At 63.7% G+C, this 13,986-nt stretch carries 17 protein-coding genes; 8 read left to right on the forward strand and 9 right to left on the reverse strand.

Annotated features, from left to right (window positions below; genetic code table 11):
• The first annotated feature begins 5 nt into the window (after positions 1-5).
• Positions 6-365 (forward strand): hypothetical protein, encoded by a 360-nt coding sequence (locus KF857_07240; protein ID MBX3111788.1) that lies wholly within the window; start codon positions 6-8, stop codon positions 363-365.
• On the opposite strand, the gene KF857_07245 is transcribed toward KF857_07240, so the two are convergent.
• Together KF857_07245 and KF857_07250 are read right to left on the reverse strand one after the other, a co-directional pair.
• Positions 346-1,236: a phosphotransferase gene (locus tag KF857_07245; GenBank protein MBX3111789.1), complete on the reverse strand. Its 891-nt coding sequence runs from the start codon at positions 1,234-1,236 to the stop codon at positions 346-348. The two genes, KF857_07240 and KF857_07245, sit on opposite strands and share 20 nt — an antisense overlap.
• Entirely contained in the window at positions 1,233-1,976 is a 744-nt protein-coding gene (locus KF857_07250; protein ID MBX3111790.1) for a hypothetical protein, read from the reverse strand. Before KF857_07250 ends, KF857_07245 begins: the two co-directional genes overlap by 4 nt.
• Before the next feature lie 36 nt (positions 1,977-2,012).
• On the opposite strand from KF857_07250, the gene KF857_07255 reads away from it, so the two are divergent.
• Positions 2,013-2,840, forward strand: a complete 828-nt coding sequence (locus KF857_07255) for an LmeA family phospholipid-binding protein (GenBank protein ID MBX3111791.1) — start codon at positions 2,013-2,015, stop codon at positions 2,838-2,840.
• On the opposite strand, the gene KF857_07260 is transcribed toward KF857_07255, so the two are convergent.
• On the reverse strand, positions 2,809-3,831 hold the full coding sequence (locus KF857_07260; protein ID MBX3111792.1) for a transglutaminase domain-containing protein: 1,023 nt from the start codon (positions 3,829-3,831) through the stop codon (positions 2,809-2,811). The genes KF857_07255 and KF857_07260 overlap by 32 nt on opposite strands.
• A gap of 24 nt (positions 3,832-3,855) precedes the next feature.
• On the reverse strand, positions 3,856-4,554 hold the full coding sequence (locus tag KF857_07265; GenBank protein ID MBX3111793.1) for a glycosyltransferase family 2 protein: 699 nt from the start codon (positions 4,552-4,554) through the stop codon (positions 3,856-3,858).
• Positions 4,555-4,617: 63 nt separating this feature from the next.
• Here KF857_07265 and KF857_07270 point away from each other — a divergent pair, with 63 nt between their 5' ends.
• The 3 genes from KF857_07270 to msrA are packed head-to-tail and all read left to right on the forward strand — an operon-like array spanning position 4,618 to position 7,169.
• The gene (locus KF857_07270; protein MBX3111794.1) at positions 4,618-5,961 is read left to right on the forward strand and encodes a dihydroorotase; all 1,344 of its coding nucleotides are present in this window, start codon (positions 4,618-4,620) and stop codon (positions 5,959-5,961) included.
• Positions 5,951-6,478, forward strand: coding sequence for a GNAT family N-acetyltransferase (locus KF857_07275; GenBank protein MBX3111795.1), 528 nt, complete (start codon positions 5,951-5,953; stop codon positions 6,476-6,478). The genes KF857_07270 and KF857_07275 overlap by 11 nt, the downstream gene beginning before the upstream one ends.
• A 46-nt stretch (positions 6,479-6,524) precedes the next feature.
• The gene (msrA, locus tag KF857_07280) at positions 6,525-7,169 is read left to right on the forward strand and encodes a peptide-methionine (S)-S-oxide reductase MsrA (protein MBX3111796.1); all 645 of its coding nucleotides are present in this window, start codon (positions 6,525-6,527) and stop codon (positions 7,167-7,169) included.
• Positions 7,170-7,178: 9 nt separating this feature from the next.
• Here the strand turns inward: msrA and KF857_07285 are convergent, their stop codons facing one another.
• Both KF857_07285 and KF857_07290 read right to left on the reverse strand, forming a co-directional pair.
• Complete coding sequence (locus KF857_07285) at positions 7,179-7,775, reverse strand: N-acetylmuramoyl-L-alanine amidase (protein ID MBX3111797.1); 597 nt, start codon at positions 7,773-7,775, stop codon at positions 7,179-7,181.
• The gene (locus KF857_07290) at positions 7,772-8,383 is read right to left on the reverse strand and encodes an N-acetylmuramoyl-L-alanine amidase (GenBank protein MBX3111798.1); all 612 of its coding nucleotides are present in this window, start codon (positions 8,381-8,383) and stop codon (positions 7,772-7,774) included. Before KF857_07290 ends, KF857_07285 begins: the two co-directional genes overlap by 4 nt.
• On the opposite strand from KF857_07290, the gene KF857_07295 reads away from it, so the two are divergent.
• Genes KF857_07295 through KF857_07305 form a run of 3 tightly spaced genes read left to right on the forward strand, consistent with a single transcriptional unit; the run spans position 8,382 to position 10,268 of the window.
• Entirely contained in the window at positions 8,382-8,744 is a 363-nt protein-coding gene (locus KF857_07295) for a VOC family protein (GenBank protein ID MBX3111799.1), read from the forward strand. The genes KF857_07290 and KF857_07295 overlap by 2 nt on opposite strands.
• Positions 8,745-8,775: 31 nt before the next feature.
• Positions 8,776-9,720 carry a glycine--tRNA ligase subunit alpha gene (locus KF857_07300; protein MBX3111800.1) on the forward strand — a complete coding sequence of 315 codons (945 nt, stop codon included), beginning with the start codon at positions 8,776-8,778 and terminating at the stop codon, positions 9,718-9,720.
• Positions 9,717-10,268, forward strand: coding sequence for an ATP-binding protein (locus KF857_07305; protein ID MBX3111801.1), 552 nt, complete (start codon positions 9,717-9,719; stop codon positions 10,266-10,268). Before KF857_07300 ends, KF857_07305 begins: the two co-directional genes overlap by 4 nt.
• Here KF857_07305 and KF857_07310 read toward each other — a convergent pair.
• The 3 genes from KF857_07310 to purF all read right to left on the reverse strand — a co-directional run.
• Positions 10,256-11,179 (reverse strand): aldo/keto reductase, encoded by a 924-nt coding sequence (locus tag KF857_07310; GenBank protein MBX3111802.1) that lies wholly within the window; start codon positions 11,177-11,179, stop codon positions 10,256-10,258. The two genes, KF857_07305 and KF857_07310, sit on opposite strands and share 13 nt — an antisense overlap.
• A gap of 145 nt (positions 11,180-11,324) precedes the next feature.
• Positions 11,325-12,809 (reverse strand): carboxypeptidase M32, encoded by a 1,485-nt coding sequence (locus KF857_07315; protein MBX3111803.1) that lies wholly within the window; start codon positions 12,807-12,809, stop codon positions 11,325-11,327.
• A gap of 19 nt (positions 12,810-12,828) precedes the next feature.
• Positions 12,829-13,986, reverse strand: a 1,158-nt coding sequence (gene purF / locus KF857_07320) for an amidophosphoribosyltransferase (protein ID MBX3111804.1), incomplete at its 5' end; no start/stop codon positions are given.

Genomic DNA, 13,986 nt, shown 5'->3' on the forward strand with positions numbered 1-13,986 from the left:
ACACCATGACTTGGACGCGGTGGAGCATGGTGGCGTACGCAGTCGCGATGATCGCCCTTGGGCTGGTCGGTTCCCTCAAGGCCAACGAGATCATGAGCCTTGTCGGTGGCGGCGGCGCCGGGCTGGTCGTCCTGGCCTGCATGTTTTGGTCATTAAAGAAGCCTCGGCCCGCCTATATCGTCGCCCTTCTCGTCGGGCTTGCCGTCGGCGGTCAGTTCGTGATGAAGTTCAGTAAGTCCGGACTGGTCTACCCGCACCTTGTGATCGCCCTCCTCAACGCCGCGCTGGTCGTCTGTCTCCTCGGGGGGCACCTGATGGCGATGGCGGCTAAGAAGCGAGAACCATCTAAAACTCAAGCGTCTTGATCCAACTCATCAGTTGGATCTGCCGCATGTGGTACTCCAGTTTCTCGTCAAACCGGTCCATGCCCTGAAAATCCCACAAGGCATCCCAAAGGCGACTTTGAACCATGGACATTGACAAGAGACGACGTGATGGCATCGGACCGCGTTCCCTGACGTAGCCTTCCAAGAAGGCATGTGCGACTTGGCCGTCAAACGTTCGGTTTTCGGCGTCCCCGGCAAACTCCCAGACGGCTCGCCCAAGCTCCCAGACCAATGGGCCGACCGTCGCCTCGTCCCAATCAATAACACCTGCTATCTGACCATCGAAGAGGATGACGTTGGACGGGTAGTAGTCTCCATGGATGAATCCAGTAGGTTGGCCTTCGAGTTCGTCCAGCCACGATTCCAATGCGCGACGCAGGGGCTCTAGTTCGATCCCACGACTCTGCAGACTCGCAACATAAGGGGTTAAGACGGCAAACTCGTCCTTGAGTGCCTTAGTCGGCAAACTGACGGCGCATCGGTGCAGGCAACCCAGCCAGGCCCCCGCTGCCTCGGCGTTCACCTTTCCTCTTTCACCCTTCCACCCATGGACGTATGGCAAGACTGCGACAAGACGCCCTCCTAAGTCCGTGACCGTCCTCCCAAGAGTGTTGGGTATGGGAGGAAACACACCACTGACTTGACGGCTCGCCAGGCTCATCAACTGGTGACTACCTTCGAGAGCTACCTCGTCCGCCGCGGGTGGAGCCCATCGGACGACGTAGTCCTTTCCATCGGCCTGAACCCTCCAGACGTCGTTCCATTCCCCGCCGCGGAGTACGCAAACGAACCGGCAGCACTTCCAGCCGTATGCTTTGGTGAGTGAGGACAAGAGTGCGTCTTGCGTCAAGGTACGGTTGAAGATACTTCCCCGATCTGCACCTGGGTGCCAGATTGCAGCAACCGGTTCGGCAACATCGTGGCCGCCAACCAGCCGTCCGCCCCGCTCTCGGACGCGCGGGTGACCTTGCCGACTCTCTCGCCGCCGTGTGTGACGATGTCGCCCGCCGCCACCTCACCGCCGACTCGCAAGACCACCCACGTCCGGTTCGTGTGGCCCCGGCTATGGACGCGCATGAGCACCTCCTGGCCCGTGTAGCACCCCTTGTTGTAACTGACCGTCCGGCCGACGAACGACGGCCCAAGCTCTGGAAGCAGGGTCTTGTCGTCATAATCGACCCCGGCCAGCGGTGTCGCGTCGCGAAGTGTGGCCAGGTGATAGTCCCCCAGACTGCCTTCGGGCAGGGCCAGCACCTCCGGACCGCCGGGCAGGCGTAGACCGAGCCCTAGGGCCTTCCACACACCGACCTGGACCACCTCGGCCCGGACGTCCTCCAGAATGACAAACTGGCCCACCCTTTCCTCCACGATTGCCGGCCGGTCGGTGACGAGGAGGACGGCGTCCGGCGTGGCGAACACCTCGGCATAGGCTTGGATCTGCCCGGTCGGCTTCACAAAGCACGCTTCCAGCGCGTCACCCGCCTCCATCTTGGACAGGTCTTGGGTGACTTGGCCCTGAAGCCAAGCGGTCCGGTCGCCGCCGGTCAGACGCACGACAGCATGGTCTTCGAGCCAGACGCGGGCGGTCACTTCCCTTCTGACGCCACAAGGCTGTATGGTTGTCGCATGGCCGGCCCCCTTGTCCTGGGAATCTTGTTCGTCACCGGCACACTGTTTGGCGACCAGCAAATCCACCGGTTCCAGAGGCTTGCGGCATTGGACGTTGCCTCCAGGCTTGAGGGCCAGGACAAGGCGGTGAAGGTCGAGGTCGGTCTCAACGGACTCGCCGGCATATGGGGCGACTTAGAGTTCGCCGAAATCACCGCCTCAGACTTCGTCATCCAAGGACTCCCGCTCTTCACCGAGCCAGACCGGTCGAAGAGTGGCCGGATCGGAACCCTAGGCCTCCGCCTCAGCGACTTCACCCTCCGCAAGCTCCACGTGCACAGACTGGACGCTGACATCCCCGACTGCCGCTACGACTTTGGGCTCGCCCGGGACAAGCACCGACTCCGCTTGAGCAGGTCGGGGACAGGAACCGGCTCGGTCACGATCAAGGAGGCAGACCTCGCACGGTTCATCATGGCCAAGTTCCCCGAGATCACCGACTGCACGGTCCGGGCCGACAAGGGCGTGGTCTGGGTGGAGGGCCACGGTCGCTTCCTCCTCGTGACGACCGACTTCACCTGCATCGCCAAGCTGGGTGTCGTAGACGGGACCAAGATCGTGCTCCAGGACGCCAAGGTCTATTTCGACTGGAACCGGGTGGACGGACCCGCCCGCGACGCCGTCCTCAAACTCCTGACGCCGGTGGTCGACCTTGACCGAGACCTCGGACTCTTTGACGCCGTGACCGTCGACAAAGTGGACTGCCGGGACGGGAAGCTGGTCGCCTCAGGAAGGACCAAGATCCCCCAGCGCCCTACTCCGCCGGTTTCAATTCCACGGTCATGACGTGGCGGTACGTCGCATGCTCCCAAGTCCCGCCGAGAGCCGGCAGATAGATTCCCTGCAAGTGCGTCTGCAGTTGAGGGCCCCAATGCCGGGTCGGAACCTGGAGCCAACCGTGGACGTGATAGGCGAGAAAGTCTGTCCTTGTCGACCCGAAACCGATGTCCAGGTCACGTTCGGGCTTCCAGCCTCCCGGGCGGACGGCGATCGATGTGTCGCATAGCACCCAACCGACCCCAGGAGCCCAGAAGTGGGCGCGGGTGTGCGGCTGGCCACCCTCAAATGTGCCCGACTTAGTAAGCCAGTGGCCAAACTGCACCCGGGCGGGGATACCGTTGGCCCGGAACACCGCGACAGCCAAGCGCGAGTAGTTTCCACAGTGGCCGACCATGGTCTTGAGGTCGTCGGAGCAGGGCCGCCCGTCAAAGGGAGCGTCGACCTTGTATTTCATGGATTGGCGCACGTTTCGGTAGACCCGACGACCAAAGTCGACCACCCCCTCGTCCTTGCCCCGGCGCAGTCCGTTCTTTTCGATGTACTGCTGGACAGCCGCTGACCGGAAATCGATGTCCTTGGTCTCCGCCAAGCATAGGGAACGCTCCTTCTCCGACAGCTGGGGCACGGCCTTTGGCGACGGGCCCGGTACCAGCCTCACGCGGTACATCTGCCCCTCGTACACCGCGGAGACACTCACCGGGTCCCCGTGACCGGTCTCCTCGCGGGTGAACACCGCGGCCATCACCGGGACGTGGGCGGGAGAGTCTTCGACGGCGTCGGGGCGCGCGACCAACCGGCCGTCCACGTAGAGCTCGTGCTTCGTGGTCCGCTGCTCGTCCAGATCTGGTGGACGGGCCGCCACGGCTTCCCACGCGGTGACCGGTTCTTTCGAATCCCGCGTCACCTCGTCGACCACCCGGAACCGGGGGCCCGCCGTCGTCTCCAGGTGCCACGGCTCGACGACTAGCGTCGCCAGGGACAAGACTGCGATGATCAAGGCACCAGGATACCGGCGGTGCCGTCAAAACTTAGTAAACCGGTGGCGGACCAGCGTCCAAAACGCCTCGACCCCGTCCGTCCAGCGGATCTTTTTCCCCTCGGCGACGTTTCGGGGATGGTAGGTGACGGGCACCTCCCTGATCTTCTCACCGAGCCGGCTCGCCTTGGCAGTGACTTCGGGACAAAACTCAAACCGGCGGCACTCTAGGTTCATTCGCTCAAGCAAGTCGCGGCGAAACGCCTTGTAACAGGTCGCTTCGTCGGTGATCTTCTGGCCGTAGAGCAACCGGGCCAGCCACGCGAGGAGGATGTTGACGACCTTGTTGGGCAGCGCCATGTCCTTGTTCATCCCCTGGGTGAAACGGCTGCCGTACACGACATTGGCGTTGCCCTCGATGATCGGGCAGACGACCAAGGGGAGTTCTTCCGGCAGGTACTCCAAATCGGCGTCCTGGATCACGACGACCGCGCCGGTGGCGTGCTTGAGTCCGGCCCGGATCGCCTTGCCCTTGCCGCCCGGGTCGGGGTTGTTGACCAAGGTGATCCGGTCACGGTAGGGCTCAAGCACCTTGACCGTACGGTCGGTGCTGGCGTCGTCAATGACGACGATCTGCTTGCGGAGCGGTAAGGCGAGCAATCGCTCCACGACCGCGGCAATCGTCGCTTCTTCGTTCTTGGCCGGTACCAAGATCGAGACCTCGGGCGTGTCGGGCTCGGCCATGCGGTCGGCGTGCAGGATACCAGCGGCCCCCCGCCGCTCGTCGTCCGGGGTATGACAGGGCCGATGTCCGACCGGTTCGACCTGGTGCTCCGAGGCGGGACCGTGGTGTCGCCGACCGCCGTTTTCCCTGCCGACGTCGGTGTCGTGGGCGACATGGTGGCCGCCCTCGGGTCCTTGTCGACGGCGGACGCCGCCGAAGTCGTCGATGTCAGCGGCCTTCACATCGTCCCCGGCGCGGTGGACACCCAAGTGCACTTCCGCGAGCCTGGGCTGGAGCACAAGGAAGACCTCGAAAGCGGCACCCGGGCGGCAGTGGCCGGGGGCGTCACCACCGTTTTCGAGATGCCGAACACCGCGCCGTTGACGGTCTCCTCGGAGGCCCTCCAAGACAAACTGTCCCGGGCGAAGGGCAGGGCCTGGTGCGGACACGCTTTCTTTGTCGGGGCGACGGGTAGCAACTTGCGGGAGTTGGCCGACTTGGAGATGCTTCCCGGATCTCCCGGGATCAAGATGTTCATGGGCAGTTCCACCGGCCCGCTCTTGGTCGAGGGTGACGCGGGAGTCCGGAAAGTCCTCCAGAACGGGCACCGCACCGTCGCGGTCCATGCCGAGGACGAGCCAAGGCTCCGGCACCTTAAGTCCACATTGAGTCCGACCCACCCGCGCGAGCATCCTGTCCTTCGCGACGCCGAGGCGGCCCGGCTGGCCACCTCACGCCTCGTCCGGCTCTGCGCCGAGACAGGACGGCCCGTCCACATCCTCCACGTCTCGACCGCCGATGAACTCGGCCTCATCCGGGACGCCAAGCTGGCGGGCTTACCCGTGACTTGCGAGGTCACACCGCAGCACATCTTGCTTGGCGAAGAGGACTATGACACGCTGGGGTCGTTCGTCCAAATGAACCCGCCCGTCCGGGGAGGCCGTCACCGGACGGCGGTCCTCGACGCAGTCCGGAAGGGCTTGTTCGACGTCTTCGGCAGCGACCACGCACCGCACACCCGTGAGGAGAAGGCCCAGCCCTACCCAAAGAGCCCGAGCGGCATGCCTGGGGTCCAAACGCTGGCCCCGCTTGTCTACGACCTGGCGGCCCAAGGCGTCGTCACTTACACCAGCGCGGTCCGGATGTTGTCCCAGCGACCGGCAGAGATCTATGGCCTGGCCCGGCAAGGCAGGGTGGACACCGGGTTCGCCGCCGACATCGCCGTCTTTGACTTCTCGGCCGACTTCGAAATCACCGAAACATGGCTGGGAAGCAAGTGCGGTTGGTCACCGTTCACCGGCCGGCGGCTGAGGGCGCGGCCCGTGCACACCTTGGTCGGGGGTCGGTTCGCCGTTCGGGACGGGGCTTTGGCCGAACCGGGCCTCGGCCGACCGTCCCGCTTCACGTGGAAAGCAGATGCGGTTTGACCGCGACTACTCCGAGTCCCTTGTCTTGCGGGACGGCACCCCGTGCGTTGTCCGCATGGTCCGTCCCGAGGACCGACATGTCCTGCGCGAAGGCATGGCCCATTACTCGTCCGACAGCCTGTACTGGCGGTTCATGAGCGTCAAGAACAGCCTCACCGAAGCCGAATTGGACTACCTGACCCAGGTAGACGGCTACGACCATTTCGCCTTGGTCGCGGGACAGAACACCCCAGACGGTCCGGTCGGTTTCGCCGTCGCCCGTTTTGTCCGTGTTCCTGGGAGCCCAGATGACGCCGACTTTGCCCTCTTTGTCGGAGACCCTTACCAGGGGATCGGCCTCGGCAAGGCGATGATGGACCGTCTTGTGGCCGCGGCGAAGGAGCGTGGGGTCAAAGTGCTTGTCGGTGAGATGTTCGCCCAGAACTCGCGGATGTTCGGGCTAGCTAAGGGCCTCGGCCTGCCCGTCGAATGGCAGGTCGTCGGACCCGTCGCGACCTGCCGGATCACCGTCGTCTGACCAGGCGATGGGAAGAATTCTCTCCCAAATGCATTAGGATGTTCATATGAAGCAGATCTTCCTGGCCACGCTGGGCCTCGTGCTTTTGGGTTGTGTGCCCGCCGCCTTGAGCCTTGACGACGGTGAGGCGATGCGCAAGACCGTCGGTGGCAAGGTCGTGTTGACGCCGACGAAGTTCAAGGCGAAGAGTGCCAAGCGCGAAACGGCCATGTTCGCCGGAGGGTGCTTCTGGGGCCTGGAGTATCGGTTCCGCGCGGTGCCGGGGGTGACCGGGACGGCGGTCGGCTACGCCGGCGGGCACACCGCCTCGCCGACTTACCGTCAAGTGTGCGACCACACGACCGGCCACGCCGAGTCCGTGTTGGTCGAGTTCGACCCCGCATCCGTCAGCTACCGGAAACTGGCCGACCTCTTCTTCACCGAGTTCCACAACCCGACGACCAAGGACCGCCAGGGCCCCGACGTGGGCGACAGCTACCGGAGCGTGCTCTTCTACGCCGACAACCAGCAAAAATCCGAAGCTGAGGCCGCACGGGCGGCGGCCCAGAAGGGCTTGGCCGACCCCATCGTCACCGAGTTCGTCAAGGCGCCCCAGTTTTGGCCGGCCGAGGAGTACCACCAAGACTACATCAGCCGGACGGGACACTTCCTGTGCCCGATCGAACCGCCCAAGAAGAAAGGCGGCGGCTGAGGTTCTTCCCTACTTCTTGGGCTTGAGCCCGTAGTAGAGCGGCAGTCCAAAGTGCCGCATCCGCTCCCACGGGAAGTTGATCGGGTCGTTCTTCCTCCCTTGCGGCTCCGCGATGAACTCGTGGCTGGTGATTTGCTTGATTTGGGGAAACCGGCGGAGGAGCACGGCGACAAGGTTGTCGAGGGCGCGCAGTTGGGCCTCGGGATAGGGCTCGGTGCCGTCCCCCTTGTTGACGATCTCGATCCCGACGGAAAAGTCGTTGACGCCCTTCCGCCCAAAGGCGTCGGTGCTGACCCCAGCGTGCCAAGCCCGGTCCCAGGTGCTCAAAAACTGCACGATCGAGCCGTCTCGCCCCACGCAAAAGTGGGCACTGACCTGGCTCTTGTCCGTCTTGAACCAACTCACCGTGCTCCAGAGGCTCGGTCCAGACGTGTGGTGAAGGACGATCGTGTCGATGACCGTGCCGGCCGGACGCTTGTTTTGGTTGGGAGAGTCAACCCACACGACCTGGTTGAAGCCGGGGTCCTTCCATTGCGCTTGCCCGACCGATGCTCCAGCCAGCGGGCATGCCGCCAAGGCGACCGCCACGACTGCGGCCCGGTTCACTTCTTCACCTTCAGGCCGTAGTTCAGGGGAAGCCCAAAGTGTTTCATGCGGTCCCAGGGAAAGTTCTTAGGGTCGTTCTTGCGACCCTGGGGCTCGGCGACGTACTCGTGGCTCGTGATCTGCTTGATCTCAGGGAACCTGAGCAACAGGAACCCGATGAGGTTGTCCAGGGCACGGATCTGCGCCTCGGGGTAAGGGGTCTTGCCGTCACCCGGGTTGTCGATCTCGATACCGATCGAGAAATCGTTGACGTTGCGGCGACCATAGGCGTCGACGCTGACCCCCGCGTGCCAGGCCCGGTCGAAAGTGCTCAGGAACTGGACGATGGATCCGTCCTTACCCACGCAAAAGTGGGCGCTGACCTGGCTCTCCGTCGTCGCAAACCAGTTCACCGTCGTGCGCAGAGAGTCTTGGGCGGTGTGATGGAGGACGATGGTGTCAACGACCGTTCCGGCAGGCCGCTTGTTCTGGTTGGGCGACTCGACCCAGACGACCTTGTTGAACCCGGGGTCCTGAAAAACTTGGTCCGCACCGGCCGCCCATGCAGGAGCCGCAATGGCCAGGATAGCGCCGACGAAGGTGTACTTGATAGAATGCAGGCTGATCATGAGGGGCTTACGGACCGTCGGCCAGGCCATCCTGTACGTTTCCGACATGGGCCGTTCCGTTTCGTTTTACCGGAACACGGTCGGCCTTGAACTCAAATTCCCCTTGGATTCAAAGGATTGGTCTCAAGAATATTGGGTGGTCTTTGACATCGGCGGGTTTGAACTGGCCCTGCACCACGGCCCTGCCCGCCAATCCCCCGAGGCCCCGGCGTTGAAGTTCATCGTCGAGGATCTGGACGCCGCCCACGGCGACCTGGCCTCAAGGGGCGTGGGCGTCTCTCCTGTCGAGACCCCGTACCCTGGTGTCCGCCACTTCCACTTCCGCGACCCTGACGGCCAAGTCTGGTTTGTCTCGGCCTGACGCGTAGCCCACGGGTACCATCCAACCGGTCATGATGACGTTTCAAAGCCTTGTCCAAAAGCTCGACGAGTACTGGGCTGGCCAGGGTTGTGCGATTCTTGAGGGGTACGACACCGAAGTCGGGGCGGGCACCAAACATCCGGGGACGTTGTTGCGAAGCCTTGGCCCCGAGCCATGGAACGTCGCCTATGTGCAGCCTTCCCGGCGTCCTGCCGACGGCCGGTACACCCGGAACCCCCAGCGAAGCCAACGGTACTTCCAGTACCAAGTCATCATGAAACCGAGTCCGGACGACATCGTCGACCGTTACCTGGGCTCCCTAGACGCCATCGGCTTCGACACGAAGAAGAACGACGTCCGGCTCGTCGAAGACGACTGGGAAGACCAGGCGGCCGGGGCCAGCGGCGTCGGGTGGGAGGTCTGGGTCAACGGCACCGAGGTCACCCAATTCACCTTCTTCCAGCAGATGGGCGGCATCGAATGCAACCCCGTCTGCGCCGAGATCACCTACGGCCCTGAGCGGCTCTGCCTGATGCTCAACAACTCGGACAGTTTTTGGGACGGGCTGATGTGGAACGACAAGACCAGCTATCGCGACTGCGAGTTCGAGGCGGAGATGCAGAACAACGTCTATAACTTCGAGGTCTCGTCGACACGGGTCCTGACTGAGTTGTTCGAGATCTACGAGTCCGAGTCGAAGCGGGTCGTCGAGACCCCGGTCTACTGGGACCCCGAACTAGGCGTCTTGACGTCGACAGTCCATGACGAACGCCAGGACGAAGCCAAGTGTCGGCTCTCCCTTGTCTACCCGGCCCTCGACCTGGCCCTGAAGTGTTCGCATATCTTCAACTTGCTCGACGCCCGCGGCGCCGTCTCCGTCACCGAGCGCGCCGCCTACATCAACCGGATCAGGGCGCGCGTCCGCGCCTGCTGCCTCAAATATGTGGCGCCCTATCAGGCTGCCGCGACCAAGTGAAGACCAAACGCCTCGTCGTGGTCGGCGCGGAGTCGACCGGCAAAACCACCCTCTGTCAGGACCTCGCCGGACAGACCGGTCTCCCTTGGGTCCGCGAATACGGCCGCGACTACACCCTGGAAAAGTACGCCAAGGAGGGCCCGGACTCTCCCTGGACCTCCGCGGAGTTCGTCCACATCGCGAAAGTCCAACAGGCGCTAGAAGCCGAGGTCGAGGCGACTGGGGCGCCTCTCGTCATCTGTGACACCAACGCCTGGGCGACCGGCCTGTGGCACGAACGGTACATGGGGTTTCGAGACCCCGCCACAGACGCGGTCGGAGCCGCCGACCTGGTCGACCACTACGTCCTCAGTGGGCTGGACGTGCCGTTCGAACCTGACGAAATACGAGACGGCGAGGACTACCGAGAATGGATGCACGCCGAATTCGTCCGCTTGCTTGACGAAGGCCCCGTCCCCTGGACGCTGGCGACCGGCTCGCGCAGCGAGCGGGTCGCCAAGGTCCTGCCCGTCATTAAGCAGCTTCTCGCCGGCGACTACCAGGCGTAGTGCTCAGGAGCCGTCTTGTAGGGCGGGAAGATCGCGTCGATCCTCTCCAACGTCTTGTGGTCGAGCTTGACGTCGAGTGCCGCGACCGCCCCCTCCAGTTGTTCGACGGTGCGGGGGCCGATGATCGGTGCGGTGACGAACGGGCGGGTCAACGTCCATGCCAGCGCCACGTGGCCCGGGTCTTGGCCAAGCTTGGCACAAAGCTTCTCCCACGCCTGCAGTTGGCGGCCGTGCTTCTCGACGACCTTCTTGGACCACTCGCCATGGCGGCGTTTGCCCTGCTGGCCACCCATCACGCCCGCCAAAGCACCGCCGGCAAGCGGTGACCAAGGGATCACCCCGACGCCATACGCCTCGCAGGCCGGCCCAACCTCGAGCTCGATGTCCCGTTGCAAGAGCGAGTACTTGGACTGTTCCGTCACCAAGCCAAGCTTGCCCAAACGTCGGGCGGCCTCGTTGGCCTGCACGATGTGCCAGGCGGCAAAGTTGGACGATCCGACGTAGAGGACCTTGCCCTGCTGGACGAGCACGTCGAAGGCCTGCCAGACCTCCTCCCATGGCGCATGCCGGTAGATGTGGTGCATCTGCTCGATGTCAAGGTAGTCGGTGCGTAAGCGCTTGAGCGATGCCTCGCAAGCCCGCCGGATATGCAGGGCGCTGACATAGCCGGTGTTGGGCCAACCCTTGAGTTCGTCCTTGCCCATCTGACCGTACAGCTTCGTGGCCAGAACGACCCTCTCGCGCCGGTTGCCCCCTTGGGCGAACCACTCGCCGACGATCTGTTCGGTGACCCCCTCACCCTGCTGCCAACCGTAGACGTCCGCGGTGTCGAAGAAGTTGATCCCGAGCTCCAGTGCCCGGTCCATGATCTTGAAGCTGTCCTCTTTGCTCGTCTCGGGGCCGAAGTTCATCGTGCCTAGGCAAAGGCGAGATACGACGAGGCCAGTCCGGCCGAGGTGAGTCAAAGACTTGTCCACAGGTCTCGGTATACCTGGGTACTGCCAAGAGGAGACGGCCCAGGCGATGCCTGGGCCGTTGGTCGTGGACCGGCCTTGCTCAGATTCCGTAAAGGGCGCGGTACTTGGCCGTGATCCCGGCGATGTACGCCTCAGGGCCGAACGGCTTGCCCGTCACCCGCCGGACAAGTTCGGCCGGTGTGTAACGCTTGCCTTGGCGGTAGACCTTCTCCTGCAGCCACGAGAGGATCGGGGGGAAATCACCCTTCGCCATGAGGGCGTCCACATCGCCGAGGTCCTTCCTTAGGCAATCGAACACCTGATAGCTGAGAATGCTGCCCATCGCGTAGGTCGGGAAGTATCCAAACGAGCCCGACGACCAGTGGACGTCCTGGAGGCAGCCCAAGGTGTCCGTCGGCGGCACGATCCCCAGGTAGGCGCGGTATTTCTCGTTCCAGGCCTCGGGCAAGTCCTTCACCGGCAACGCGCCAGACATCAAGTCGCATTCGAGTTCGAACCGCACCATGATGTGCAGGCTGTAAGTGACCTCGTCCGCCTCGACCCGGATGAACGACGGCTCCACCTTGTTGAGCATCTTCACCCAACCCGGCACGTCGAAGGCCTTGGTCGCCGGGAACGCGGCCTGAAGCTTGGGGAGCATGAACGTCCAGAAGGCGTGGGACCGACCGACAATGTTCTCCCAGGTCCGGCTTTGGCTTTCGTGCCAGCCCAAGCTGACGCCTCCGGCCAGCGGAGTCCGGGCGTAACTTGCCGGGGTGCCCTGCTCGTACATGCCATGGCCCGCCTCGTGCAAGGTGCCCATGATCGCGCTCGGCAGGTAGTCCTTGAACCGCGTGGTCAAACGGACGTCGGTGGTGTCGGGGCCGCCGCAGAACGGATGGACGGCGGTGTCCTGCCGCCCATGGTTGAAGTCAAACCCGACCGCCCGGGCGATCATGTCGCAGAAGGCGCGTTGGTCAGCCTCGGGCCATTCACCGTATAGGGCCGAGTCGTCCACCGGCCCCGCCTCTTTGATCGCGGCGACCAAGTTGACGACCGGTTGGCGGATACCGTCGAACATCGTGTCCCAACCCTTCTTCGTCGCGCCTTCTTCGTAGAGGTCGGTGAGGGCGTCGTAAACGTGGTCGGTGTAGCCCAGGTAGTCCGCTTCCTTCCGGGTGATGTCGACCAGCCGGCTGAGCATGGGGGCGAAGGCGGCAAAATCGTTCTCTGCCCGAGCTTTGACCCAGACTTCGTGGCCCTCCGCAGACAAGACCGCCTTTTCTTCCACCAGGCTCGCAGGGATGTTGGTCCGTTGCCCGACCTCGCGGTCCAGGACACGCACCACCGCCTCGTCGTCGGTACCTGGCTCCGCCTCGGTCTTGGCACGCTCCAAATCACGGCGGAACTCGTCGGAAGTGAACATCTCGTGGGTCAGCCGCGAGATGCAGCCCAAGTGGGCGCCCCGGGCTTCGGCGGCCCCGGGTGGCATCAGCACCTGCTGGTCCCACCCCATCAGGGATTCGGCGGCCTGGAGGGCGTTGATGTCGGCATAGCGCTGCCTCAGCGCAGCAAGTGAAGACATGGACAGGTTTTACCAGCCGTCACGTCTTGACCGTGGCCAATTCACCTGTCGCGCCCTCTTCAAACGCCATCTTGGTCAGGTTCTTGGGCACGTCGATCGGATATTGGCCGTTGAAGCAGGCCAAGCAGAATTCGCTTTGGGGCCGTCCGACGGCGCGCGTCGCACCCGCGATGCTGAGGTACCCCAGTGACGTGGCCCCGACATGCTGGCAGATCTGCTTTTCCGTCATCGTGGCGGCGGCAAGTTCGGCGGTCGAAGCCATGTCGATGCCATAGAAGCAGGGGTGCTTGATCGGAGGGGCGGTGATGCGGACATGGACTTCCTTGGCCCCGTTGTCCAATAGCATCCTGACGATCTGTCGGGTCGTCGTCGCCCGGACGATTGAATCGTCAACGAGCACGACCCGCTTGTGACGGATCCGGTCTTCGAGAGGAGAGAGCTTCATCCGGACGCCCATCTCGCGCATGCGCTGGTCAGGCTGGATGAACGTGCGGTGGATGTAGCGGTTCTTCATCATCCCCTCGCAGAACGGGATGCCGCTGACCCGGCTGTAGCCGATGGCCGCAGGAATGCCGCTGTCGGGGACGGGGATGACGATGTCCGCTTCGGCGGGCTTCTCGACCGCCAGTTCCATACCCATCCTTTCCCGGGCGTCGTAGATGAGCGAGCCGTACATGCGTGAGTCGGGGCGAGCGAAATAAATGAGCTCGAACAAGCACAGGTTGTGGGCCGCAGGCGGGGCGGCTTGGGCCATGCGGAGACCTTGCTTGTCGATGATGACCACCTCGCCCGGGCCGACCTCGCTGATCGGTTCCGCACCGACCGGGACGAAGGCGCAGCTCTCACTGGCGACGATGAACCCGTCCTGGAGCCGCCCCACGACAAGGGGGCGGACGCCGTGGGGGTCGCGGAAGCCGAGCACCATGTCGGGTGTCAGCACCGTGACCGCATAGGCCCCCCGGATGCGCTTCATCACGGCGCTGACGGCGTTCACGACGCCGAGGTGCAGGTTCCGCACGATGAGTTGGGCGATGACCTCGCTGTCGGCGGTGGTCTGCAGGTCGACGCCTTCGGCGATCAGTTCCGCCCGCAGCTCCTTGGTGTTGACAAGGTTGCCGTTGTGGGCGACGGCGATCTCTCCGACCGTGCTGACGCAGTGGATGGGCTGGGCGTTGGC

It is taken from the genome of Fimbriimonadaceae bacterium (assembly GCA_019638795.1).
GTDB lineage: Bacteria > Armatimonadota > Fimbriimonadia > Fimbriimonadales > Fimbriimonadaceae > JAHBTB01.